Raw genomic sequence first — 26234 nt, 5'->3', positions numbered from 1 at the left:
ATTATGCAGGGACAAGCGTAAACTACTCAGATCGATTGCCTCGCAACCACTGCACTAAGTCAGCAGGTTCTGAGAAGTCGAGTAGGGCTTCACCGAGGGATTCGATTTGGTCGAGGGAGAGGGCTTGGATCTGCGATCGCAACTCTGGAGCAACGTCACCGATTCGGCGGGTGAGCTGGCGAAGGACTAGTCTGGCTTCACCAGTCTGCTCTCCTTCATTCAAAGCCTCCTGATAGACTTTTGTCTGTTTGAGTTCGCTTAAGCCCAACATACTCTCTATCTCTTCCCGACTCAGTTGTGGAAATTTATAGACCACAATCGTTTCAATCAACTCCATTATCGCTGCAAACCTGGGATTTGTCTGTTCTTGCGATTGAGCCCTAGAGAGCAAAGCTTGGGCCTGGGTGACGGTTTTTGCTGAGTCAGCCACAATCAACTGCATCAGTCCCACACCAAGAGAATCAACGGCTTCTTCCAAGTCTTCCAAGTAAACGCGATGCACCTGATCGCTATTCAAATTGGCCCGGAATACATGGGGATAGTCCGGCTCAATGCTTCGTTTGGGATAGATAACAACGGCTTGCCAATCGATGGTATCGGGATGCAGATTGAGATACAGATAAATCTCCGAAAAGAAACGCTGATAGAAAACCGGGTCACGTTGAAACTGAACTTCGACAAACCAGACGGTCTGGTCTACAGCCTCCGGGGTGGGCAAGAACACCCCATCAAGGCGAAAGGCAACTTGTTTGATTTCAACTGACTTAAATTCATAGCCTTGGGCGGCTTCGGGGGATTGTCCTAGCAGCTCAAATAAGATGCCGGGGTCAGTCTTGAAGATGCGGTAGAAAATGGAGTCTGTTTTCAATGGGTGCGATCGCGCGGTTTCGTTCCAGATATTTTACTGGATGAAAGTGGCTCAAGAAGATTGGCAGCTTTTGGTGTAAGAAATAGTCAAATGCAGATAAGAGGGATTATTTGGAGTAGGTACAGCCACAAAAATACCCCTTCAGTCAGGAGAAGGGGTTTGAAACGTGGTTTTGAGATTATGGGGGAGCAACTGGGCCTAAAACAACGAAAGCTGCGATATGGGGTAATTTAGTATAAATGCACTATAGCACTTAACTAATTTCTGCCGTTACAGCGTTTGCGAGCTGACTAGATTTTCAATAAACAATATTTAATGAGAGTGCCCACAACCGTTGCTATTCATAGCTTTTAGGCTTAAGCTGCCCCAAAACGCAGCTTCGGTCGTTTGAGGTCAATTTGTATCTTCCGATTGTTTAGCAAAGAGATATGTGGCCATGTATTCACAAGATAACCATGATTCTCCCTGGAATCCCCCATTTGGACTTTAACAACAACGTGAAATTGTTGTTAAAGTTAAGGACGAATTTGGTAGGGAAGGAACCATGACTCTCCCCAGCAGTGGGTGGTTTCCTCAATCGGGTGATGCTTTTAATAATGGAATCATCAGAGGAAAAATAACAGACTACTGGATGAATTAACTCATTTTACTTAGTTTGAGTCTTTAAGTACAGACTATTTTTTAGAAATAACAACCTAGAAATTTGAGGGTATGAATAGTAAGAGTATTTATCATATTGCAGGAAGAAAAGCCTCGATAAACATGTAGATGTTTTTCGTGAGCTTCATGTCAATATAATAGAGGAATTAAGGCCAATGCATCGGTCCAGGGTGAATCTTCGTTGAGGATTCACCCTGGACCAACTCAATATTGTCTGTTTTGAGTTCGTACTCAATTTTAAGGAACTGAGGAAAGAGTAAGTTGAGAGACTATGATAGACCTTATCTATTTTGACTCCTTTAAATATACATTTCGTTGAATAATTTATGAAAGCTTTACCAGGTTTATTGGTCGAATATTTAGTAACAGGTACTGTATTTATTTTGTCCATCTTGATTCTAGAAAATCTATGCTTAAATGATAAACATCTAATAACTTTTTTCAAAGGTTTACCAGATTTTGGATCAGGAATAGTAATTGCTCTTCCAGTTATATATTGTTTGGGAATGATTATTGACATTTTAGCAAAGTACCTAACAGAAATGATTTCTGATTGCCTAGGAAGTTTTGGAATTTTGATCTATAGGAAAAGTAAAAATAAAATCAGGGAAATAAAAGGAAGACAGAGAAAAGAGTATCCTCTTTATTATCTAGACGAATTATTTATTTTTATATTTAATTGCATTATAAAAACAAAAAAAAGTACTAATAATTATCGAAACTCTAAAAAAAATTTATCGACAGCTGAGATAATGTTTAGATCAGATATTCTTGGCAGTGAATATGAGAAGCAGTAGAGATAGAATTGCACGTGGCTTATGTTTCTCCGCGATGCTATCTTCAGTTGTTTTGCTTTACTTTAAAGGGATTGGTTTCTATTTTTGGATCGCACTAAGTATTTCGATATTCACATTCTTAGTTTGGTGGCGATTTAACTATTTAACACTGCGCTGGAAACGTAAGTCTTCTATAGCTCTTCTTAAAGATTCAAAAAAAAATAGCTAGGTTTAGGAAGGTAGGGCTTAATTCTCTAACTCTATCGGGAGCAGCTTCACCAGCCGTCTTTACTGCTAAGCCAACCAGCCCATTAACAACTGCATTTAGTGCGACTTCACCTAGTGGCATTTACAGTGGCTCATTAGTAAAGGACTAAATCGAGCATATCCCAAGGAATTTGAATCTTCTTAGTGCTTTATACAAACTCCAGACTTCCAGCACCCATACAATTATTTGGAATAGAATTCTCATAGCTAATCTCCCCACACATCACCCCATCGCAACCTCAGCAATCTTCTCCAATGGCTATCCCCGAAGTAAAACTCATCGTACTGGCAGACCAGGCCGCCACCCCCATCGATACCGCCCGGTCCTGAACCCAACCCGCAACAACCCCACTGGCTGATCTCCGGTGGATGCGAGTCGAAGAATTCTTGAGATCCCGTGAAATCCGACCCAACACCCACAAAGCCTATGAGCGAGACTTGAAGCAGATCATGGACTGGACCCCAAAGGGATGGCATGAGATTACCTCCAGGGACTTGGATCGCTACAAGAACTATCTCAAGACTGAACCCAACCACCGGGGCAAACTCCGCAAGTCAGCGACCATTAACCGCAGCTTGGCGGCATTGCAGAGCTTCTTCAAATGGCTGACGCTTCGGGACCACATCACCAAAAACCCAGCGTTGCTCCTAGAAAAGCTGAAGGCTGATCCAGTGCTACCCCAGGAGTTCAGCCAGGATGAGGTGGATAATCTCTATCAGGCGATTTGCGATCGCGGCTTCCATGCCTTCCGGGATCGGGCCTTGCTGCACTTGATTGATCATGGGTTAAGGGCATCAGAGATTCACAGGCTGAACGTTGGGAATTATGACGGGCAGCGCATCACCATTCGAGTCGCTAAAGCAGATAGTGTGGGCACCGTGCCACTGCTGAAGAAAGCCCGAAAAGCGATTGACCAGTACAAGCAATGGCGAGAGCAGCAGGGGGATGTTCTGGAAAATGATTCACCGTTGTTCGTCTCCCACTCCAACAACAGTAAGGGTCAGCGATTACAGTACTGGGGCATCTACAAGATCTTTAAGGCGATAGCAGAGATTGCTGAGGTAGAGAATGCCCACCCGCACCGGGGACGGCATACCCTGGCCACTCGGTTGGTGATGAAGGATATGGATTCAGCTTTGGCTCGACGGATTACCCGTCATGCTTCGGAACAGTCGTTTGTCCGGTATTCAGATCGAGGAATTGAGTTGAAGGCAGAGCAGGAATTCTATGAAGTGCATGGAGAAGCACCAGGGGATGGAGTGGCTGAAGACCAACCGGAGAGTATCCAACTTGAGGCTATTGTTGATGAACCTTCGAACTGGCCCAAGATTACTTCGGTAGGGATGCCCTTGAATGAGGTATCCAGTGTTTATCAGTTGAAAATCACGTTGTTGGGAGTAAGACCTCAAGTCTGGCGGCGAATTCAAGTCCCAGAGACCACGACGCTGGCTCAACTCCATACGGTGTTGCAAGTTGTGATGGGGTGGGAAGATTACCACCTTCACAAGTTCACGATCAGTGAGGATGAAACCATCACGTTGGCAGAGTTGCTTGGAGATGACTTATTCCCATTTGGCTACCTTTACGATTTCGGAGATATGTGGCAACACGAAATCAAGGTTGAGAAAAAGTTAGCAAGTAAATTAGGGAAAACTTACCCCGTTTGCCTGACCGGGAAACGGGCCTGCCCACCGGAAGACTGTGGTGGAGACTGGGGGTATGTTCATCTACTGGGGGTTTTGAAGAATCCCTTACATCCAGAGTACGAGGAACGGATGGAATGGGTCAGCAGTGATTTTGACCCGAAAGTGTTTGACTTAGAGGAGGTGAATCAAGCCTTGAAGGAGATGGAGGTTAGAGAAGGTTACAGTCATTAAAACGGAAGCATAAAAGGGAACAATAAAGAAAAGGTAATTCCAGTTATGCTTTGGACTTTCGCAGTGGATGACTCCATCAATCAGTACTTTGTGAGACAGGGGATTGTCGTTTGTTTCTCAGCAGGTAATTGAGTCTATGCCAACCGTAAGAAGTCGGAGGCATCTCTATCGAATCCCCGAAATTCTGGTAACCAAGGTCCGCGATAGCCAGAAAGTTAGAGAACCAATCATCGTCAAGATGAAGAAAGCTCATGCCGACTTTTTGGGACTATCCCCTATTCCAAGCAATGACCCCATTTTTATAGGAACATTTACTAGTGGCCCAAATGCTGGGAAGAATTATCTGCGTAACATTGGTGGGTTTCGAGCTTTATCCTACACCTTAGTAGCGAAGAGAAAATTTAAACTCATTACAGATACAGATGATCCAAAGGTAAAAGAAGAAACTGAATGGAAGAGCATTAGTATTGGCTTTCCAGTAGGTGCAACTGTCCATCAGGTCTTCAAATGGATTAACACATTACCTATGAGAGACCAAGTGGAAAAGATTATTACACCTAAAGGCAGAGGGATACCTTATACGCCAAGCAGCAATAACTCGACAATCCGCGATTCTCAACAAGTTTCAGATATCTGAAAACTATAGGGCATATAGGGCAAGCGAGATACGCGAGAAGTGCCGATGCACACACAGCTACATGACTACTTAGTAGCTTATGCCCCTGACCTGACTCGCTCCTATCTTTTTCGGTCGGCATGGCCGTTCATATATCCGGGTGAGTTCAGCAGACCGAATCTTGAGGCAAGCTTTTGCTCGGGTGGGACTGGAAGGGTTTAGCACCCACAGCTTCAGACGCACGGCTTTGACTCGGATGCACAGCGCTGGTGTACCAACGAAGCATATTCAGCGGATTTCGGGGCATAGGACGTTGGCCGCATTGCCAGGGTACTTGGAAGTCACCGATGAGCAGGTTGAGGGGGCAATATCGACGTTGGAGTTTTAGGCAGGAGTGCAAAGGGCTTGACTGTACAAGATTTCTAAAAACCCTCCAGTCTTTAAACCAAGTCAGGGAATGAATCCCAGCTTTTCGCAGCCAAATCCTAGACTTACACCAGTGTGATGTGGGTATTGACATCAAACCCTGATGGATTCGTCAGAACCGCCAGGGTATTGTTGTACGTCCCTGCCACCGTCAGCTCACCCGTTGTGCTATTGAAGGTAATCTCACTCCCAAAAGCGGCTTGAGCAATCTCTAGGCGGTCTCCCTCGGCTGCATTAAAGTCCGTAATCTGATTCGTCCCACTCACTGCAGCATTGGCATCAAATACAAACGTATCTGCATCCGCCCCCCCTGTGAGTAGGTCACTGCCAGCACCACCGACTAAACGGTCATTGCCAGCATCGCCTGTGAGCACATCATCCACAATTAAGGAAGCAGCAACCCCAACCCCCGTGCTGCCAAAGCCCACAATATCCCCGCGGCCATTACCATCGATATCGGCAATCAGACGCAGTTGCTGGGCTTGACTGGTAAAGCCTTGCTGTGGCGAAAATTGCTGGGTAGCTAGGGTGACCGGACCAAAGGTGCCATCGGTTTGGCCGAGGGCAACATAGGTGCCATCACCGGCAAAGCCAACGATATCAGCTCGGTTATCGCCATTGACATCCGCGACTAAACGCAGCAGGGTATCGTTACTATTCCAGCCCGTGGCAGGGGTAAAGTTGGCGTTGGCTAAAGTGGCGGTGCTGAAGGTACCATCGGTTTGACCGAGGGCAACGAAGACACCGTTGTTGGAGAAGCCGACAATATCAGCGCGACCATCCCCATTGACATCAGCCACTTGGCGAGGCAGTCTATCGTTACTGTTCCAACCGGTGGCACGGGTAAAGTTGGCGTTGGCTGCAATAGCGGGGCCAAAGGTGCCATCCGTTTGACCAAGGGCAACAAACACACCGTTGTTGGAGAAGCCAATAATATCGGCGCGATTATCCCCATTCACATCCGCGACTTGACGAGGCAGACTGTCGTTACTATTCCAGCCGGTGGCAGGGGTAAAGTTGGCGTTGGCTGCAATAAGGGAACCAAAGGTGCCATCCGTTTGACCAAGGGCAACAAACACACCGTTATTGGAGAAGCCAATAATATCAGCGCGATTATCGCCGTTGACATCAGCCACGCGGCGAGGCAGGCTATCGTTACTGTTCCAGCCGGTGGCGCGGGTAAAGTTGGCGTTGGCTGCAATAAGGGAACCAAAGGTGCCATCCGTTTGACCGAGGGCAACAAACACACCGTTGTTGGAGAAGCCAATAATATCAGCGCGATTATCCCCATTCACATCCGCGACTTGGCGAGGCAGACTATCGTTACTGTTCCAGCCCGTTGAGGGGTTGAAGCTGGGATGGGCTGTTTGACTGGGGCCGAAGACGGCATTGGGAGTGGGGGTGCCGTTACTGGCTCCATCGGTGAGCACATCATTACCAGCTCCCCCGTTGAGGATATCGGCTCCGAGTCCCCCATTGAGGCTGTCGTTGCCGTTATTGCCGCTGAGGCTGGGGTTTAGGGTACATCGGAACAGAAAACAACGCTAAGGCTGTAATCCTTTGACAGTATGAGTTTCAGACGCTAATTTTCGCGCTTCTTAAAGCATCAAAATCGACGTATTCATTTCCAGGTATAGGTTTCAAAGAAATAACTTTTTTAATCTTTAACTAATCAGCAGCTAAAAGCCTTTCTGACAGGTGCTTTTGGGTATTTAACGTGCATCTGAGTTGCGTTTAGTCATAGTCAGCTGGTCCAGAGTAGGTCTACTACTCCAGGTCATATCGTAAGAATGCTAATTAATAATCCGTTTATGTCGTTACTACGAACAGAATACCTACCCACTCGTCAACTTCTTTAGTGCTTGCATTGCTACCTCCTCTGCCCGAGCTGATGTCACTTTCTGATAGCGCAAAGTGGTTTGAATATGCTGATGTCCCAGCAACGCCCGCAGCTCTTCAATCCCCATCAGACCCACGCGCTCAGTGGCGAAAGTATGACGCAAATCGTGAATTCGTACTCCTTTGAGCAGTGGTTCATCTCGCGTCATTTTTTTCCAAGCCTTGTACACAGTGGTATAGCTAAGGCGACTGATAGTCCTTGTCATGGGTTGCCGAGCAGTAAACAAGGCCCCATTACCAGAGTGCCGATAGTGATGAATGTACTTCTCTAAAATCTGTTCAGCATCCTGACTGTAAAAGCACCAGCGCTTTTTATTACCCTTGCCCAGTACTTGATACTTTCGACCTTTAAGATCGATCACTTCTAGATCTAACGACAGGATCTCAGAGATTCTGGCCCCACTGCGATGTAGAAGAGCGACAAGGGCATGGAGCCGAACATCTGGCCTCACCAACTGATATAACCGCTCCAACTGCTGAGGACTGAGATACCGAACCAACTCATCAGTGAGTGACTCTCCCTGTTGAGCATCTGGCCTGCGTTGTCGCAAATGAGCAATAGGATTACTTCTGAGATACCCCCGCTCAACGGCAAAATTCAGCAGAGATTGAAGAATTGACTGGTGCCGCCGATGGGTGGTGTAGGACAAGTGTTCCAGGCTGTTGAGGTAATCCTCCAAGACCCCACGAGAGAGCAATTCTATTGGTAAATGTCCCTGTTGCTCTAGCAAAGGTAAGAGGGTCAGTTCATAGGACTTGAGGGTACTCGTCGCATAGCCCGGACGGCTGAGAAACTCCGTCGCAACTGTTGCTAAAACTAACTCCGACATCCTGTCGAAAACATACTCTACAAAAAGATAATAATGTACTTTATCAATGTTGTTTTCTTGCCCACAAATTATGGCATCAGAATTGGTGACCTGTGCCCCCCATCCCCAAGAATCCCTCTGCGATTATGTCCGCCGTCTTCGCCAGCAGCGGAACTGGACTCAAGTGCAACTGAGTGAAGCGGCAGGGGTTCATCGTCAAACGATTGGCAAGATTGAAAGTGGTGATAGTCATCGACTGAATCGACGAGTCAGAAAAGGATTAGCCCTAGCCCTTTGCATTCCCCTGGAGTATTTGGAAGCTGTTTGTGACGGCACAGATGTCCCTTCAGTGATCCGTCTGAAGTTTTGTCCAAAATGCTGGGTACCCGGAACAGTACCCGAGTCAATGTGGACAGATCCACGCAGTCACTATTGCTTTGGCTGTGGGACTGAGCTGACCAGCCGCTGCCGGCAGTGTAAAGAGCCAATCTTGTCTTTGCAGTTTCGTTTTTGCCCTTACTGCGGCACGTCCTACAAACCTGCTGCAGTTGAATAAATGCCCGTCAACATACTGAGTGCCGCTGAGCGGAGTCGCCGAAGTCAATTTCCGGAAGATATCTCTGAATCAGATCTGATTCAATACTTCACCCTCACCCCAGAAGATCTTGCCCAGGTCAACCGTAAACGTCAGCCTGATAACCGATTGGGCTTTTCTCTACAACTGTGCGGACTTCGATATATGGGCTTTTGCCCTGAAGACCTACAGCAAACCCCCAAAGCAATTGCGACCTTTGTGAGTGGGCAGTTGGAGGTAGAAGCAGACGTCCTCTCAACCTATGGTCAGCGACATCAAACCCGCAGCCAACATTTTCAACAAGTTCAAGCTTACTTAGGATTTCGGACCCCTAAACCCATTGACCTAAAGCGGTTATCAAAATGGCTGGTCAATCGGGCCTTAGAGCATGATAAGCCTTCACTTCTCTTCCAGGTTGCTGCAGAGAAGCTCTTCAGGGACAAGCTCGTTCGTCCGGGTGTCACGGTCCTAGAGCGCATGGTCAGCACCGTGCGTAACCGAGCGATGCAAGAGACTCATAAACGGTTGAGGCCGTTACTGACTCTGCCTGTTCGCCGATTTCTCAATCAATTACTCGAACATGAACCTCAAATCCATGGCATTCGTTTTTCCTGGCTGAGACGGCCTGCGACAAGCAACTCACCCAAAGCCATTACCAGAACGATAAATAAGATTCGTTTCTTGCGGGACAACCAAGTCCATCTGTGGGATGTCTCAATGCTCAACCCCAATCGCCTCAAGTTCCTGGCCCGATTAGCGAAGAAAAGTAGCGTTCCGGGTCTCAAGCGGATGCCTATTGGCAAGCGCTATCCGTTGCTCATCGCCTTTGCCCATCAGTTATTGATTGAGGCAACTGATGAGGCGGTTGATCTGTTTATTCGCTGCTTGTCAGATACCCATGCCAGGGCTAGGAACGATCTCAAGGCATTCCGTCAGCGTGAAGCAGTGGCGATCAATGAAAAGGTCAGGCTACTGGAGCAGGTGGGCAGCGTGATCCTAGATCCACAAGTTGATGATCCACAGGTCAGGGCAGATATCTTTGAGCAAGTCACTCCAGAAGAATTAGCAGCCGCTATCACCGACTGTAATCGCTTAGCCAGACCCGCTCAAGATGAATCCTATGATTACTTCGCAGCCCGCTACAGCTATATCCGTCAATTTGCCCCAGCGTTCTTGGACACGTTTTCATTCCAATCCAACCGAGACAAGGATCCGCTGCTGGAGGCGATCACTATTTTGCATCAGCTCAATATGACGGGTAAACGCCAGGTGCCCGATTCTGCACCAATGGCGTTTGTGGGTGCGCCTTGGAAATCTTACATCCGGGATGAGAAGGGGAAGATACAGCGGCGTTACTATGAGATGTGTGTGCTTTGGGAACTCCGTCATGCCTTGCGTTCGGGCAATCTATGGGTGGAAGGGGCGCGGCGCTATGCCGATCCTGAAAGTTATTTGATTCCCAAAGAGCAATGGCCCTCCATGCGAGCTGAGTTTTGCCAAATGATGTCTCTACCAGAGCAGGGAGAACAACGGCTAGAAGATTTGAATCGACAGCTGGACACTGAGATAACTCGGTTCATGGGAACGCTTCAGCATAATCCTGATGTTCGTGTGGTCGATGAGCGCATTGTCCTATCTCCCCTAGAAGCCCAAGCGCAATCCAAGCAGCATAAGCATCTGAAGTCGTTAGTCAATCAATCTTTACCCGAGGTGGACCTCACGGATCTATTGATTGAGGTGGATATATTGACAGGCTTCAGTGACCATCTGGTTCATACGGGAGGTCATCAAACGCGTTCACAAGAAACCAAGCGCTACCTGTATGCAGCCCTACTATCCCAGGCGTGTAATCTAGGTCTAAAGGCCATGGCCAAGAGTGCCGATTTGTCCTATGAGCGCTTGCTGTGGCATAACAACTGGTTTATTGAAGAGAGCACACTGACCAAGGCCAATACAACCTTGGTGAACTATCATCACCAGTTACCCCTCACCCGATTCTGGGGAGGTGGAACCCTGTCATCATCTGATGGTCAGCGTTTTCCAGTTGCAGTGAAAAACACTCAAGCGGTCGCATTGCCAAAGTATTTTGGCTATGGCAAGGGGGTAACGTTCTACACCTGGCTCTCAGATCAGTTTTCGCAGTATGGCAGCAAGGTGATCCCTTCTACTCGTCGTGACTCAACCTATGTGTTCGATGGCATTAAAGATAACGAAACGGAGTTGAAAATTCTAGAGCACACCACCGATACGACTGGCTTTACGGAGGTGATCTTTTCCTTCTTCGATGTATGTGGTCTGCAGTTCTCCCCCCGAATTCGCGATCTGGGAAAACAGGTCCTTTATCGTTTTAAGACTCAACTGGATCTGTTGCTCAAGCCTCTGTTCAAAGGACGCATCAAGCCAAAGCGAATTGTAGATGACTGGGATGAGATGCTACGGGTAGCGGCATCTCTTCAGTACGGCTATGTGACTGCATCGCTATTGATGAGTAAGCTGAGTTCTTTCCCAGAACCTAATCGCTTGCTACAGGCATTTCAGGAGTATGGGCGGTTAGTGAAGACGATCTATATCCTCCGCTATTACAACAGTCTTGATCACCGTAGGCGGATCAATCGTCAATTAAATAAGGGAGAAGCGGTCCAGTCCCTGCGCGGTTTTTTGGTTGTGGCTCGGCAGGGAGAGCTGCGGCAGCGCTACCAAGAAGGGCTAGAAAATCAGGCTGGATGCTTGACGCTGGTGACCAATGCCATAGTGGTTTGGAATACGGTGTATCTGCAGGCAGTACTGGATTACATTGAGCGCCAAGGGTATGAGGTAACTGAGGAAAACCGGGCCCGGTTATCTCCAGCACGGTATGAACATATCAATCCCCATGGCAAGATCATCTTTGACATTGAGAAAACTCAGGCTCTCAAAGGACTGCGGCCTTTACGGAGTATTAAGAGAGCAAGTGACCAATAGATTTAAATTTTCTGAATACATCTACTTTGGTACTGCCTGACTTTTCCTGGTAAGTCTTCAAAAGCTTATTTGGAAAGGGCTGTAGAGCAACAAGCGAGGCTAAAAATGTTCTGAAATCGAGTCCTCAGCTAGCCAATGCTTTCTGAAACCCTCATTATTCCGTAGAGTATTTGCATTTGCCCTCTTCTATTGCGAACAAACGCTAAAAAACAGTCTTGGTTCATTCGCTAGAAGTATTGATACTGAAGAGTTATAGGAGATAACGGGAAAAGTCAGGGTACTGCCTGTCATGGAAACATAGGAAAGCGTCTCCAAGTAGTACTTATAGCAATCAATTAGGCAAAAACTAAAAAGCTATTGCCTTGAAACCTATATTTATAAAGGAATACAAGAATTCTGATGCTCTTAGAAAGGCAGAAAAAAGCTTGAGAACTATCTTGTCAGGGTACTTTAGCCTTAGCATTGTTTTCTGGTCTAATCTACCCTAAACCTCTGATGTCGCTATTTTGAAAGTTAGCTGTGTTTAGTCTTTTAAGAGAATATTTTTTGGGGTAAGTTGCAAATAAAGCCCTGGCACCACTAGCAATGCAATCAAAGTCGCTGCAACAAGGCCAAAAATAATTGCCATACACAGCGGGAACCATTTCGCCTCACTTAAAGCCAACGGGAATAGCCCAATCACAGTAGTGAGCGAAGTTGTCAAGATCGGACGAAGGCGATCGCTCGCCCCATATGCAGCCGCATGACGCACATCCATCCCTGCTTTACGCCGTTCATTCATGGTGTCCACCATGACAATGGCATTGTTGACCACAATTCCGGTCAGGGAAATCACCCCGATGGCTGCGGGGAACGAGAACGGTATGTTCAAACAGAAAAAGCCAATAAAGGTGCCCGTCAATGCAAAAGGAATGGTGAGAATGATGATCAAAGGTTGAGTATAGGATCCAAACTGGAGGACTAAAACTGCAAAGACCAAAAAGATCGCCACCACCAACATTTGACCTGCAGAACCAAAGGTTTCACCGCTGGTTTCAGCATCGCCCCCGAAACTATATTGATAGCCTTGAGGCCAAGTAGCCTGCATCTGATTGAGCCTTGGCGTCAACTCTGCCAAGATATCGGCATCATATACGCCAATCCCTGGTATGTTTTTGGCTAAGACCGTCACTGTTCGCTGGCTCTTGCGATGGGTAATTGAGAGTGGGACCGCGCCGGGTGAGGGTTCAAGGACTGCATCGGCGGGGACTGTTTTACCCTCAGGGGTGACAAACCGAATTGTTTGAAACTCGTCCTGGCGAGAGGGGCCACCCACCTCCCCCTGTCGCGACGGCCAGAGGGTACTGAGGCGAATTTCTAGATCTTCTTCACCGCTGCCAACGGGGAAATCACCGATGTCATCGTCGATCATCAGGATGCGACCTTGAGAAGCCGTATCCTGTGGACTGAGGCCATAAAAATCTAGAGCTTCCCGTTTGGGAATCAGCTTGTAATCTTCCCGGAGGTTACCGAGATTATCGCGGACATCCATCGTGCCCGGAATTTCGCGCAGGACTTCCTGCACCTGCACCGAAATCTCTCGGAGCGTTTGCATGTCATCACCACTAATCGCAACCTGAATGGGGTCTTCGCCGCCCCCAGGTCGCTCATACTGAACTGCTAGGGTCGATCCTGGATAATTGCGGAGAACCTTATCGTCCAGTTCCTGGCGCAGGTCACGAGCGTATGCAAAAGAGTCATGCTGACGTTGCTCGCGATCGACAAATATCCCGGAGAAGCCGACAAAATAATCTGCATCGCTAGGCTTCAGCTCACCAGAAGCCACCAGACCGCTGCGTCTTCCCACCAATTTGACGATGCTTTTAAACACCCGTTGCCCATCAAGATCACTGTAATGTTGCAGAATCTCTCCCAGCTGATCGGCGACTTCCTTAGACCGCGCCAGGGTAGCACTAGGGGCTAACTCGACATTGATACTGAGTTTCGTCCCATCATTTTGCGGGAATAAGTTAGAGGGGAGTGCTGTAAACAACACACAGGAAAAGACGAATAATCCAATAGCGCCTAGAGACCAGAGACGGGCCATAGACTTATTGGGCACCGTCATCCCTAAACTCCATTTAGCGAATCGGGCAGAAGCAGTCTCTGTAAGGCGATCTATAAAGGTTTTCTTGCCAATGCCTTTAGCATTGCCGAGCAAAAATTTTGCGAGGGGGACCACTACCAGTAAAGCGAGGACATAGCTCAAAACTAGACAGGTAATCGCACTCACGGGAATCAAGCGAACAAATTTTCCCATCGTCCCTGAAATCGCCATTAGGGGGGCGAGGGCTAAGATAGTGGTCAATTGCCCCGCGAAAGCTGGCCCAGCATATGTTTTTACCGTCTGCAAGGCTGCTTCAGAGAAACCTAAGCCCTGAACAAAGATCCCTTCATGTAACCCTTCTAGCATCAGGATAAAGACATCCACCAAGAGTCCTAACGCCAAGATCATCCCGATCAGGACCATAGAGTTTAGGGTTTGACCGCCGAGCCACAAGAAAAAAGTCGCCCCAATGAAAGTGAGTGGAATCGCCAAACCCGCAATTAAAGCTTCGCGCCAGGTTAAGGCAAAGAGCAGGATAATAAAAACAAAGAAAGACGCTTGACCCACGTTGGAGAATAAGTTGGACAGCTCATTATTAATAGCGTCAGCATCATTACTGAGCACACGATACTCCATACCACTGGGCCAAAGCTTAGGATCTTGACGAGCTTCCTCTAGCGCTTGGAGAGCGCCGTTGACGACTTGAATAGAATCACTGCCTGCCACCTTGACGATTTCCATCAAGATCGTCGGTTGAAAAGAGTCGCCTTCCCAACTCAGGGCAGCCCGGTTGCTCTCTCGCTCTAAATCCCGGCGAACATCTGCCACTTCGTCTAATCGGACAATGCGATTATCGGTTAAGCGGGCAACAGGCAGGGCTTTGAGATCGGCCAGTGTGCGGAATCGCCCAAACATGCGGACCTGGGCACCAATGGCATCATCTCGAACTCGGTCCCAAGAAGCATCCCTATTGCTCCCTTGAATGGCATCTCTAACCTGGGTGGAAGAAATGCCTAGGGTGGTCAGGCGGTTAGGAATGAGCTGGATATGAATAACTTCGTCACGACTACCAGAGAGATTTACTTCCCTCAGATTTTTGACGGATTCTAGAACGTCTTTTAAGTCTTCTGCGGTTCGACTTAAGGTGGCGGTATCGAGGTTAGGACCAAATAGTCCTACGGTCAGGATAGGTGCATCTTGTTGCGAGACCTGCTCAAAATCGGGTTGCTCTCGACCTTCTGACTCTGAGGGGAGTTCGGGGATGGCATCATCAACTTTTCCGCGTAGCTCCTGAATCGATCCGGCAACTGGAGCTTCGGCCCGAAATTCGACATCAATGATGGAATAGGAGTTGAAGGTGGCACTATCAACATCTTTAATGCCCTGTAAGGTCTTAATCTCTTTTTCAATTTTGTCAGTCACCCGATTTTCAATCGTTTCTGCATCTGTGCCAGGCCAAGGGGTGGTAATCATGGCGCGGGCAATTTTGATATCAGGATCTGATTCTTTGACCATGGAAACATAGCCCATTAACCCTCCCATAATTAGGAGAAAACAAAGGAGGATGCCAAAGATCTGTCGGGTAAAAAAGAAGCGGGCGAGGGGAGAAGCTTGCTCCAGCTCAGATGATGGATGGCCGTTCACAGTACTATCAAAATCTTGCTGGGAATTTTGGCTTCGGCGCTCATGCGTTTGCATCAAATCTGTCCTTGAGCTAGTGACGTGGCTACACAGAATTAAGATCTTGCAGGTGTGGACTAAAGCGGGGTATTCGCACTCACAACTTCAACGGGGGAATTGTGAACAAGACGGTTACTGCCTTCAGTGACCACTAGCTCTCCAGGTTTCAGCCCACTGGCAATGGAAATGCTATCTAAACCTTCAATATCGAGGACGACCGGGCGTTGTTCGACTCGCCCAGTTTCTTCATTGACGACAAAGACATAGGATTTGCGATCGCGAGTCGTCACCGCGCCAAAAGGAAGCGTGATTGCCTGGGACTTGGTTTGGGTCGCGATCCACGTTTGCACTCGCGCTCCAATCCGTAAATTTTTTCGGCCATCGTTGATTCTGATGCGTACCTGAACCGCTCTCCCTCCCGGCGTTACAGCAGGGGTAACAGAGAAAACGGTGCCTCTGGCCTTGGCAATCTTAACTAAGTTGCTCTCGCTGTTGCCTTTGACAAAAGCCTGACTGATATCTTCATCTAGAGCAATATAGGCAGGCTGTCCGGGACGAATGAGATTGCCTTCTGTAGCGGGCATTTCCATCGCAACTTCAAAGCTACTGGGGTCTACAACCACAATGGGGACAGACTCCACAGTACCTTGGTAGGTTGTGGCTGACTGCACTCGCGCAGAATTCCAATATTCACCTTCTCGAATATTCAAGTAGGCGACAATCCCGTTGATGGGTGACACGAGTTGAGTATCTTCTCTGGCAATGTTGGTGTTGAGCAGCTTTGCCTGATTGGCCTCAAAACTAGCTCGGGACACAACGATTTGATCCTTCGCCGATTTGACGTTTTCTTGGGCGACTTTGACCCCCACTTCAGCCTGGACAACTTTGTTGTTGAATGTGTCGCGCTCGGTGGCTGGAATCACGCCTTGAGTAAAGAGCTGTTGACGACGTTTGGCTTCAAGTTTGGCTAGGTCTAGATCGGCTTTGGCCTGCTGTAGATTCGCCTCTGCCTGGCGGAGACTTGCGATCGCTTGTCTTTCAGTCCGTTGCGCGACTTCTAGATCGGCTTTGGCAGCCCGAATGTTGGAGCGATACTCCCGATCATCAATGGTGGCCAGGAGTTGCCCTTTTCGAACAAAATCGCCTTCACGTAGATAACGACCGTCCATCTGGGCGAGGTAAGTTACCTCACCATTTGCTTCAAAGATAAGCTGTTTATAGCGCTCGACGCGCACATCTCCATCAGGGCTAGTGACCCAGCGTTTAATGGGAGCGACTTTGGTATGGACTGCCCGTACTGGTAAAGTGGCTTCAGATTTTTTGTCCTGCTCAATAGGGCTAGGTGAATTGCGTGTTGAGCTGTAGGTTTGCCACCCGAATAGCCCAGCCACTACGAGCATCACCAAAGTGACTATAGGCCACAGCGACTTCTTGCTAGATTTTTCTGGTTGCGGTGGTGGGAAATATTCAGTATCAGAGGACTGGATATCGAGTTCTAATTGGGTGGAGGACTCTGATGTCATTGGTGCAACTCCCTGTTATTGGCAATGGGATTATTTTGCTAATTCTTAAATAGAAATCTGTGTCTTTATGTTCGCCCTTAGTTTTATACCAATTACCTATCAAAATGACCTGTATTGAGCTGCTAAAGCATTGTAAATACGTCACTTCAGCATATTGATTAGCTCATCCCTACACGAAATTGGTATTAGGAGATTATTGCAAGAGCTTTAACGAAAAAAACGAAGAATGGGTTTGTTGATTCGCAGACTTCGGTTTTTCAATGGAAATCAACTTGATACTGTCACCTCTCTAGCAAATGCCCAGCGGAGCATGGGTGGAGCGACAAAGGTGGTGCCCATCACCATCAGCACGATGGCTACGTTGACTGAGGCTGATAGGGCACCTGTCGAGGCTCCTAGCCCGGCAAACACTAGACCCACCTCACCACGGGGAACCATGCCTGTCCCAATCGCTAAGCGGTTCACTTTATATGGGGTGAAGACAACGTAACCCGCCGCCATTTTGGTTGCGATCGCAACCAAAATCAGAAAGAGGGCAATACTTAATCCAACCTGACTGCTTGGGTTCGATAGATTGAGCACCGTCAAATCGGTCTTGGCACCAATAGTGACAAAAAAGATAGTGGCAAATAAGGCCACTAATGGATCGCAAGCCTTCTCTAATTCCTTAGTAGCAGAGGTATTCCCCAGGACAATGCCTGCTACGAAACACCCTAGAATGGACTCTAACCCAATGGCCTCAGCGACTGCAGCCATGAAGACTAAAAAGGTAATTGCCCCGATCAATATGCTGTAAGGATTACCAAACCGACTGAGGAAGTTAATATAGACGGGGCCAAAAGAACGGTTCAGGGTAATTGCAGTAGCAACGAACAGTACAGCACTTACCACCGTACCCAATACACCAGCTATATCTATAGTCCCGTGGTCCGCAATACCAACAGCCACCGCCAAAATAGCAATCCCTAAAATGTCATCTAGGACTGCCGCTCCCAAAATGATTTGCCCTTCCCGAGTATTGAGAACGCCCATGTCCTGCATGATCCGAGAAGTGATGCCAATGCTAGTGGCAGTCAGTGCTGCTGCCCCAAACATGGCGGGAATGGTCTCTAAGTGAAAGATTGCAGACAGGCCCCAAAATCCTAAAGCAAAGGGTAGAATCACCCCCGAAATGGCCACTGATGTCGCCTGGGAACCCACCCGAATCAGTTCTTTGAGATCAGCTTCTAGACCTATTTTGAAGAGCAATATTCCTACACCGTTCTGAGCATAATCATCAAATAAGATCTGCACAGGGCCATCAAAAATCTGCCGAGTACTGGCGGTGCTACTCCCCGCAATCCAGCTAACAGCAGCTACCATCCAGTCGGCAACCTGGGTTCCCTCATTCAACATCAGCACATGCAGTCCAGATATGCCAATGACTAGTCCGGCAATCAGCTCCCCTAAGACAGCTGGAAGACCAATGCGAATGGCTAATTCACCAAAGAGTTGTGCTGAAACGTACACAATGATCAGGGTTAGCGTTGCCGCTAAGGCTACTCCCTTGGCGTAGGTTTCACCCTCAGCGCCACTAGCAGAGGCAAGGAGCAGTGGTAGCTTATTCTCAAGCAGTGGGGATACTCCCCAGGGCAATGGTATTGACTGCAACAAACTGCTTGAGATATCTGCCCAAAAGGTTATGAGGGGAATTGTTGATGAATCAAACATTTCATCTAAGGGGGGCACGACAAATGGAGGGTCAACTAAGCCACAAAATCATCTAGAATTCACTCCTACCCTGAGCAAGCTCACAGTCAGGGAGATCTTAAAATGTGGCTGAAGAGAAAAATACGAGCATAATGTGAGTGGCTGCTAAGATTCGATGATTGTCATCATGCTTGCAACACTTTGCAAAATAGATACAGGATCGGTTTAGGAGCTAAGCCACTCTGCAAGAAGGGTGACGGAGCCTTTCTTGCGACTTAGAATTTGCTCAGACTCTAACTGACTGAAGGTGCGGGATAGCACTTCTGGGGACAGACCTAAGTTGGTTGCCAATACCTTGAGAGACGTCGTGAGCGGAATTGTAGATTGGCCAGGTTGGCATTGCTGAGTGAGATAGTGTAGAAGGCGATCGCGAGCAGAGCGAATACTTCTCAGTTCAAGTAGCTGCTTAACTGCTTCAAACCGTTGGGTTAAGTGACACACATATCGCTTACACAGATTGGATGATTGTTGCAATGCCTCTAAAAAATCATGCTTGGGAATAGCCAACACGCGAGATGGCTGTTCTGCCATGACGGTACAGCTATAAGTTTCAGTATTTAAAGCTGTTTCGGCAAAACTTTCGCCCGCTCCTACGGTGTAAAAGTTAATCATCTGTTGCTCAGTGAAGCTGACTAACTTCAATCGCCCCGATTCCACCCAGAACACATATTTGGCAGGGTCACCTTGCTGGAAAAGAATCTGCCCTGCCGTTAAGTCCCGCGCAATGACGCACTGCAGCAGCTCTGGTGATAGCTCTGTAATGGCAATCATAGCCAATGACCTCCTAAAATCAGATGTATTCGACCCTTCATGACAGCAAACCTCCATTTTTGACTGGGTTGTCAAACGTTCTTGTATGGACATCGTGAGCTACTCCAACAGCATGGAGAAGACATACGGTCGTAGCCCAAAGCTTTTGGAGCATGTCCTCTAATCGTTGGCAACAGCGCCTTTGAGAACAAAAATTTCTGTAGAAAATATGATTTCTTTTTTATGAGCAATACTCATATTCGTAATTTACGAGTATTGCTCATGTTTTGTCAAGTATAATGTGAGTAATATTCGTATTTCTATTGAGAGGGCTCAAAAACACGAATGGTCAAAAAGGTAGAACAAATACCAGGAATGCGTCGCCAGCCTAAGCAAGCCCGTAGTCGAGAGCGGGTGAATAGGATTTTGGATGTTGCGGAAGAAATGTTTATTGCTGAGGGCTGCAATACGGTTACGACGAATGCGATCGCAGCCAAAGCCGAAATTCCGATTGGCTCCCTTTACCAGTTTTTCCCTGATAAAGCCGCGATTCTTCAAGCTCTAGCGGCCCGTTATACAACCCTGCTCAACCAGCAATTTCTGGCGATAGACCCCAACGCCGAATCACTCTCTTTATCGGATGTTTTGGCGCTGGTGATTGATACCAACGATCAATTTTTTGCAGATTATCCTGGCTATCAGGCCATCTATATGGAGATGCAAGGAACTGTACCAGAACTAGTGGCGATTGAAGAGGCGGCTGATGTAGAGCTCATTGATGCAACGGCCAGCTTTCTGTCTCAACGTTCTCCTGGGTTGGATGCAGATCACTATCAGGTGATCGCTATGGTCATCGTTAAAAGTATTGGCACGTTTTTGTGGTTGTCTCGAAGCCAACCCCCAGACCGCCGACAGCAGTTGCTAGACGAGACGAAACGATTAGTGCAGGCTTATGCGCTCAGTTACTGGCCTGAATAAGGGACGTTTACATAACCCCCATATCTGTCGCGAACAGACAAAACTGGAATCGCCACCATACCATTTCCGCGCCTGACGCTACCGTACCAGTCATTCGGATCGAACACTTCTTCAACTTCCCCTAGGCTGGTCGCGACACAAGAACTCAAAAAGCCCCCTTCGCCCCACTGACATGATGGGTTGCATATTCAATCACAGCCTCAAGCATGGCTCGCACCGTTTGATGAATATCGGGTTCACTCGCTAAGGCAACTAGCAGCGCACAGGAGTCATTAGTGACATAGTGCTCAATCGCTTGTTTATAGAGATTGAGTTTATCGCCAAATATTGCTTATAGGCTTGGCGGCTTAATTCCCATGGCATCGGTCAGATCTTGAATGGACACTCCGTCATAGCCCTTGGCCCAAAAGAGGGATTGGCAACGTATCTATTGCAAACTAAAAGCCTGCCTCAGTTTTTGCTGTTGCTTGGAACTGGCCCTTTAAAGGCTTTTTCCATTCAATGAATATCGTCTTGACAAAAGTGAGTAATGCTCATAATCTAAATATATGAGCATTACTCACTTTTTGCTGTAGATCAAGTGTCTCCTCTAAAGTTCATTTGATTCGAGTCACTGATTTGTCGAATCACTTTTTGAGGTAGTTGAAAGGTAACTGCCAACAAATGCCGACAAGAAACACTATTTTCGATTACCGCTCAACGTTTCTGATTCGTTGATCTAAACTTAAAAACTCTGGAGAGCAATATGTATAACTACTCTGGTAACGCATTGACATCTGTTCAGCAAAAGACTGCTGCAGCAGCACTGGGGCAATCCTTTTCCCAAGACCCATTCATGACCTATTTACTGCCAAATGCTGCAACACGAGTGCAACAACTGACGAAATTATTTCTACCTTTAATTCGCTGTAGCCTTCGTTATGGGGGGGTTGAAATTGCTCCAGAAGGGGGCGGTGCGCTCCTGTGGATTTCTGGTGAATATTTCCCCTTCCGATTATCTCAAATTGCTCAAAGTTCTCTACGCTGGATCCCGTTTTTACTTGGCTTGTCTGCGTATAGACGTCTTCAGGTGCATGAGAAAGCCTTTGAACATGCACTTCAGGAAAAAGCCCCAGCTAGCTTTGCCTATCTATGGGTCGTTGGTGTTCATCCACACCATGCTGGACGTGGCCTCGGTAAGCAGATGATTCAATCAGCTCTAGACTCTATGCAGCATCATGGTCATTCAACTTGTGTACTGAGAACTGAGAATCCACAAAATGTTGGACTTTACGAACATCTTGGTTTTCAGCAAATTCATACCGATACTCCACCAGACAGTAAGCTCCAATATTGGTTGCTATCAAAAGAGCTAGTGTGAACTACTATCGGTACAAGTTTTACCAATCAGCTGAAACAAGATACGGATTTGATACAGCTTCTAGAAGCCGTTAGAACAAGAAATGGATTTTGCTACAACTAATCTGTTTTCACGGGTGTCTTCAAAAACGATGGAAAGACAATTCGCAAACGACACTGGTATTGATACATCATTACAAGCCTTGATTTTTGATATGGATGGTGTTCTCACGGATACATTGCCATATCACCTTAAAGCCTGGTTGCAATATAGTACGACGGTTCCTGAATTGGACGCTGCCAGACGAGAACAATTGGAGCAAAAAGATGGAGCGCTTAATAAACTGCTGGCGCAAATGAGCGGAAAGCGGAATGAGGAGCTGCTGCCAGAATTGCTGGGATATCCGGTAGCCGCTGCTGATATTCAACGCTGGAGTTCGGGAAAAGAAGCCGTCTATCGATCTTTGATTCAACATGAAATTCAGTGGATGCCGGGCCTGATTCCATTTTTACAACTGGCCAAAGCTGTTGGATTGAAGCTAGGATTGGGGACCTCTGCCTGTCGAGAGAATGTCAATTTATTGATGCAACAAGATGGCTTGGGAGACTTCTTTGCTGCTCAGGTAATTGAAACGGATGTCGAACGAGGTAAACCTGACCCGCAATGTTATCTCCTCGTGGCTGAGCGTTTGGGTGTTGAACCAGATCAGTGTTTAGTGTTTGAAGATGCGATCTCAGGTACCCAAGCTGCTCGTAATGCCGGAATGCGATGCTGGGGGCTCTTGACCAGTCACTCTGAAACTGAACTACAACAAGTAGGTGCTGAATACTGTATTCAAGACTTTACCGATCCAGCCCTCCAACAGTTAATAGGTCATTAGCCAGCATTTTTACTATCAGGATCGGAGTAGTAGACCTACTCTAGACCAGCAGACTACGACTAAACGCAGCTTAGATGCGTGTTAAATGCCTAAAAGTACCTATCAGAAAGGTTTTTAGCTGCTGATTGGATAAATATCAAAAAAATTATTTCTTTGAAACCTATACCTGGAAAGGAATACGTCGATTTTGATGCTTTTAAAAGTGTGAAAATTAGCGCTTGAAACCTATGCTGTCAGAGCATTACAGCCTTAGCGTTGTTTTCTGTTCCAATGTACCCTAAACCCCAAATCCCCATAGACCATAGCAAACAGCGCCGACCTTATAAAAAGGGATGCTAGCAATCCTTGCTTTGTCTGATTGAAACGCTGGATGGCTCATCATCAGTTCTCCGATTCGTTCAGCAAAAATGCAATTTCTTCGTTAACTTTATTGCAACGTTTTCTTTGATAAAGATGCTTAATTACGTTGCTGGTAAACCCATTACAAAAGCTGGATCAATCAGCCAGCAGTTTCTTAGACCAACCTCAGTTTCAGTCAGAATGCCAGAAGATCTCAGCTCAACTTGAGCAACGAATTCTCCCTCTGGGATACCTAAATCCGAAAGGTCAATAGCAATCACCCAAATTCGAAAATAATCGATCGCTGCTAATGGTTCAAAGTCTGCCTTCTCAAGTTCTTCGATACTAGCCACACGAATACCGTTCTGCGCCAGAGCCCTATTACCATGATTGGCGATTATACCTGCGGGGCCGAACTCACCAAAGGCAGTGTGTGGAATGGTCATGCTTCGCCCGTTGGGAATAGATACAGTGAGGCGATCTGCACCAGGTGCCTCAACTCCTGGACAACCGTTAGACTGTGCTCCTTTTGGTAAACCTAGCTCTGCCACTACAAAATCTGGACCAGGAGAATTCATTAGCAGTTCAGGAAAACTAAGAGCTAAACCGGGGATATCTTCTGCAATATTAAGCAAAGCAGAGTTTATATATTCATCTGTTAGCACCTTGATACGGTCTGCCCCTACTGGAGTTGAAGGTAACGCTGCACTAGTATCTTGAAAAAGCCCCGTCGATGTATTTGTGGGGGCGGGACTACCAAAGGCTACGGGAATTCGAGCCGGTGCTTGTGCATAAGCATCAACCGTGGGACGAATAAGTTGGTCAATTCGATACGATTGAATCTTACCTCCGCGTTCAAGAACGATTTGCTTAAAGGAACGTTCACCTGATAGGAGGTCAAGTTGAGTATCAAACGCCAGTGGTGGTCCCGTATTGGCAATCGCAGATGAAGACAAAGCTAGGAGGGAATAAAAGCATGTCGATAAGAATAGTCCCGCGAATTTCATACCCCTACTACCTCTAAAAGACGTTATTCAGAAGTTTAGACTGTTTCAATTTTGATGAGTAGTAGGTAAAAATGAGATACATCTTCTCAAATATGGAAAGATGTTATGGACTTTAACGCTGTAGCCTTATTTGTCAAAGTAGTTCAGTATGGCAGCTTTTCGGAGACATCTCGACGAACAAATACTCCAGTTGCAACCGTGAGTCGACGTATTCAAGCCCTAGAAAAAGATTTAGGTGTTCGCCTATTAGAACGATCAACCCGGCGTTTAAGGCTGACAGATGCAGGAACAAGTTTTTGGGAATACGCGAATCAAGGCGTTGAGGCATTTGAGACGGGACTATCCACGCTTGATCGCGATCAACTTGATCTTTCCGGTAAGCTGCGACTTTCGCTGCCACCAGGCTTTATCCCTTGGCGACAATTGCTACAAGATTTTCAAAGCTGCTATCCCAATGTCGAATTTGAAGTATTGGTGACTGATCGTCGTGTTGATTTGATTGGAGATGGAATCGATGTGGCGCTGAGAATTGGAGATCGTAAACATGAACATGCGATTGCCCACAGGTTAGGAGCATACCGTCACCTGCTTGTCGCAAGTCCCAGTTTGCTCGAAAGATTCGGTATTCCTCAAAGTCTTGAAGATCTTCTCAAAATACCGTGTGCCAACTGGCACACGCCAACCCATTCAAACACTTGGCAGCTAGGAGCCGAAACTATTGAAATTAACCCATTACTTCAGGTCAACGATTATCTTCATCTTCTTGATCTTGCTTTAGCTGGACTATACGTGACAGAACTTCCACCATTTCTAGCCCACACCCATGTTGAAAATGGCAATCTAATAGCTCTACTTAAAGATTATCCTTTCCCACTCTCCGAACTAAATTTATTGTATCCATCTCGTATGCATCTATCGCGTTTGGTTAAAACCTATATCAATTTTTGTTCTGACTGGGCTGTCAACTTGTTTCAAACCTAAATAGCGCGATGCTCAATACATTCTTTGTTATGATTTACGACGCTTATATATGCTGCCAATGCACAACTATCAGGAATTTCCTACAAATGGGTGTACCGGGACAATATCGAGTACTTAGGTGATTTCCTGAAAAGAAGCCCCGTACTAAATTGGATGAATTAGGATGTCCCACTTGGGTAACTGAGGATGTCTCTCCAATCGTTTCTCAATGCCTTTCATTGCTTGTTTAGTAAGCGAAATTCCTGTTTTATAAATCTTCTGTGTCAAGGTCACGACGGGGTGATTACCCTTCCAAGTCATGGTGCTAGCCCATCCCAACAGGGTATCAACATCGGTTAATAAGGTTCCGTTCCAGTGTTGCTCCAAAATCCCCCAACATCGCTCAATGGGGTTGTACTTGCTGTGATAAGGCGGATAGTACAGGAGTTGAATAGCGGTGCCGATGTGATCGCTAAATGCCACCAGTCGATTGAGGAACTGAGTGCGTACCCCACTATTCTCAGGACCGTTATCCAACTTGATCTGGATGAGCTGCAGGGTTTGCTGTTCGGTGGGGGCCAGGGTGTTCCACCAATCCTGGAGATTATCGACCATAAAATCGCTCGTTTGTGAGAATGGCCAAAATGATGTGTAATGTATCGGTGTCCTCCTCTAGGATGCCGCAGGGAATATATTTTGGCCCACTCCCCATATCGTGATCACAGGCTTTCGTTTGGGTTCGAGTCTTGCCCTGACGAGAGGACTCCCCTAGTTCAACGGTGGCTTTGCAATCGATGCTCAATCGTTTGACGGTACCGTCATGGTCTTTCAGGTCTTTGTGTTTGAGGTTGGCAAAGACGGCATCGGTTTCCGGCAGTTTTTTGGGGTTTAGCTTTGAGGACACGACGGAGTCGATAGCCTAACCGATTCAAGACGACGGCCATGGTACTCTTTGCCGGTACAGACTTGGGGGGAAATCCTTGCGCTCTCAAGTGGGTGATAGCGGCAGCCGCTGTTAAGCGGGTATAGGCAGTTGAGCTGGAAAAGGTGGGGTCTTGTTGGCAATGGGCTTCTGCAAGCTCCCGTAAGGCGGTTGCGACCTCTGGGTGAAGGTCTTCCCAACGTTTCCTGCCACAGAAACCCGACTGAGCACCCACACAAATCATGCCTGTTCGCTTCTCACCTAAACCTGTTGCCACCGTATTTCGA

At 47.2% G+C, this 26234-nt stretch carries 20 protein-coding genes and 2 pseudogenes; 10 read left to right on the top strand and 12 right to left on the bottom strand.

Annotation, left to right across the window (positions count from 1 at the left end; genetic code table 11):
- Window positions 1-22: 22 nt before the first annotated feature.
- Window positions 23-868: an Rpn family recombination-promoting nuclease/putative transposase gene (locus ON05_RS30890; RefSeq protein ID WP_010471850.1), complete on the bottom strand. Its 846-nt coding sequence runs from the start codon at window positions 866-868 to the stop codon at window positions 23-25.
- A 986-nt stretch (window positions 869-1854) separates the two neighbouring features.
- Here ON05_RS30890 and ON05_RS30885 point away from each other — a divergent pair.
- A complete protein-coding gene (locus ON05_RS30885; protein ID WP_010471848.1) occupies window positions 1855-2325 on the top strand; it encodes a hypothetical protein in 471 nt (156 codons plus the stop codon).
- 453 nt (window positions 2326-2778) lie between these two features.
- Here ON05_RS30885 and ON05_RS30880 read toward each other — a convergent pair whose 3' ends face one another.
- Complete coding sequence (locus ON05_RS30880) at window positions 2779-3048, bottom strand: hypothetical protein (RefSeq protein WP_236618903.1); 270 nt, start codon at window positions 3046-3048, stop codon at window positions 2779-2781.
- On the opposite strand from ON05_RS30880, the gene ON05_RS30875 reads away from it, so the two are divergent.
- The 3 genes from ON05_RS30875 to ON05_RS30865 all read left to right on the top strand — a co-directional run bounded on the left by ON05_RS30875 (window position 2941) and on the right by ON05_RS30865 (window position 5453).
- Window positions 2941-4449 carry an IS1096 element passenger TnpR family protein gene (locus tag ON05_RS30875; RefSeq protein ID WP_010471846.1) on the top strand — a complete coding sequence of 503 codons (1509 nt, stop codon included), beginning with the start codon at window positions 2941-2943 and terminating at the stop codon, window positions 4447-4449. The genes ON05_RS30880 and ON05_RS30875 overlap by 108 nt on opposite strands.
- Window positions 4450-4687: 238 nt before the next feature.
- Window positions 4688-5086, top strand: a complete 399-nt coding sequence (locus ON05_RS30870; RefSeq protein ID WP_262562547.1) for a hypothetical protein — start codon at window positions 4688-4690, stop codon at window positions 5084-5086.
- Window positions 5087-5225: 139 nt separating this feature from the next.
- Window positions 5226-5453 carry a tyrosine-type recombinase/integrase gene (locus tag ON05_RS30865; RefSeq protein WP_236618902.1) on the top strand — a complete coding sequence of 76 codons (228 nt, stop codon included), beginning with the start codon at window positions 5226-5228 and terminating at the stop codon, window positions 5451-5453.
- A 103-nt stretch (window positions 5454-5556) separates the two neighbouring features.
- Here ON05_RS30865 and ON05_RS30860 read toward each other — a convergent pair whose 3' ends face one another.
- The 3 genes and pseudogenes from ON05_RS30860 to ON05_RS30850 form a co-directional block, all read right to left on the bottom strand.
- Entirely contained in the window at window positions 5557-6921 is a 1365-nt protein-coding gene (locus ON05_RS30860) for an FG-GAP-like repeat-containing protein (protein WP_262562546.1), read from the bottom strand.
- A 33-nt stretch (window positions 6922-6954) separates the two neighbouring features.
- Window positions 6955-7026: pseudogene (locus ON05_RS30855) on the bottom strand (hypothetical protein); the annotation flags it as partial.
- 300 nt (window positions 7027-7326) lie between these two features.
- Complete coding sequence (locus ON05_RS30850) at window positions 7327-8220, bottom strand: tyrosine-type recombinase/integrase (RefSeq protein WP_010473866.1); 894 nt, start codon at window positions 8218-8220, stop codon at window positions 7327-7329.
- Window positions 8221-8290: 70 nt separating this feature from the next.
- Here ON05_RS30850 and ON05_RS30845 point away from each other — a divergent pair, with 70 nt between their 5' ends.
- A complete protein-coding gene (locus ON05_RS30845; protein ID WP_039780240.1) occupies window positions 8291-8755 on the top strand; it encodes a helix-turn-helix domain-containing protein in 465 nt (154 codons plus the stop codon).
- Window positions 8756-11734 carry a Tn3 family transposase gene (locus ON05_RS30840; RefSeq protein WP_010473870.1) on the top strand — a complete coding sequence of 993 codons (2979 nt, stop codon included), beginning with the start codon at window positions 8756-8758 and terminating at the stop codon, window positions 11732-11734.
- Window positions 11735-12257: 523 nt separating this feature from the next.
- On the opposite strand, the gene ON05_RS30835 is transcribed toward ON05_RS30840, so the two are convergent.
- The 4 genes from ON05_RS30835 to ON05_RS30820 form a co-directional block, all read right to left on the bottom strand.
- Complete coding sequence (locus ON05_RS30835) at window positions 12258-15518, bottom strand: efflux RND transporter permease subunit (RefSeq protein ID WP_010473872.1); 3261 nt, start codon at window positions 15516-15518, stop codon at window positions 12258-12260.
- 59 nt (window positions 15519-15577) lie between these two features.
- Complete coding sequence (locus ON05_RS30830) at window positions 15578-17023, bottom strand: efflux RND transporter periplasmic adaptor subunit (RefSeq protein ID WP_010473874.1); 1446 nt, start codon at window positions 17021-17023, stop codon at window positions 15578-15580.
- Window positions 17024-17290: 267 nt separating this feature from the next.
- Window positions 17291-18673 (bottom strand): cation:proton antiporter, encoded by a 1383-nt coding sequence (locus ON05_RS30825; RefSeq protein ID WP_039780242.1) that lies wholly within the window; start codon window positions 18671-18673, stop codon window positions 17291-17293.
- A 264-nt stretch (window positions 18674-18937) separates the two neighbouring features.
- Complete coding sequence (locus ON05_RS30820; RefSeq protein WP_010473877.1) at window positions 18938-19543, bottom strand: Crp/Fnr family transcriptional regulator; 606 nt, start codon at window positions 19541-19543, stop codon at window positions 18938-18940.
- 324 nt (window positions 19544-19867) lie between these two features.
- Between ON05_RS30820 and ON05_RS30815 the strand changes: the two genes are divergently transcribed.
- From ON05_RS30815 to ON05_RS30800, 3 genes are all read left to right on the top strand, one after another.
- Window positions 19868-20500: a TetR/AcrR family transcriptional regulator gene (locus tag ON05_RS30815; RefSeq protein ID WP_010473879.1), complete on the top strand. Its 633-nt coding sequence runs from the start codon at window positions 19868-19870 to the stop codon at window positions 20498-20500.
- Between the two features lie 745 nt (window positions 20501-21245).
- On the top strand, window positions 21246-21860 hold the full coding sequence (locus ON05_RS30805; RefSeq protein WP_010473881.1) for an N-acetyltransferase: 615 nt from the start codon (window positions 21246-21248) through the stop codon (window positions 21858-21860).
- A 130-nt stretch (window positions 21861-21990) separates the two neighbouring features.
- On the top strand, window positions 21991-22719 hold the full coding sequence (locus ON05_RS30800; protein ID WP_050857477.1) for an HAD family phosphatase: 729 nt from the start codon (window positions 21991-21993) through the stop codon (window positions 22717-22719).
- 461 nt (window positions 22720-23180) lie between these two features.
- On the opposite strand, the gene ON05_RS30795 is transcribed toward ON05_RS30800, so the two are convergent.
- On the bottom strand, window positions 23181-24065 hold the full coding sequence (locus ON05_RS30795) for a hypothetical protein (protein WP_010473885.1): 885 nt from the start codon (window positions 24063-24065) through the stop codon (window positions 23181-23183).
- Window positions 24066-24170: 105 nt separating this feature from the next.
- Between ON05_RS30795 and ON05_RS30790 the strand changes: the two genes are divergently transcribed.
- Entirely contained in the window at window positions 24171-25046 is an 876-nt protein-coding gene (locus tag ON05_RS30790; protein ID WP_010473887.1) for a LysR family transcriptional regulator, read from the top strand.
- Between the two features lie 144 nt (window positions 25047-25190).
- On the opposite strand, the gene ON05_RS30785 is transcribed toward ON05_RS30790, so the two are convergent.
- Both ON05_RS30785 and ON05_RS30780 read right to left on the bottom strand, forming a co-directional pair.
- Window positions 25191-25640: an ISAzo13-like element transposase-related protein gene (locus tag ON05_RS30785; RefSeq protein WP_262562545.1), complete on the bottom strand. Its 450-nt coding sequence runs from the start codon at window positions 25638-25640 to the stop codon at window positions 25191-25193.
- Window positions 25630-26191 (bottom strand): annotated as a pseudogene (locus ON05_RS30780) (hypothetical protein). Before ON05_RS30780 ends, ON05_RS30785 begins: the two are co-directional and overlap by 11 nt.
- Window positions 26192-26234: the final 43 nt, after the last annotated feature.

The organism is Acaryochloris sp. CCMEE 5410 (genome assembly GCF_000238775.2).
In the GTDB taxonomy this organism is placed as follows: Bacteria; Cyanobacteriota; Cyanobacteriia; order Thermosynechococcales; family Thermosynechococcaceae; genus Acaryochloris.
Note: the sequence above shows the minus strand (reverse complement) of the source record. Positions and strands in the feature narration are given on the sequence as shown.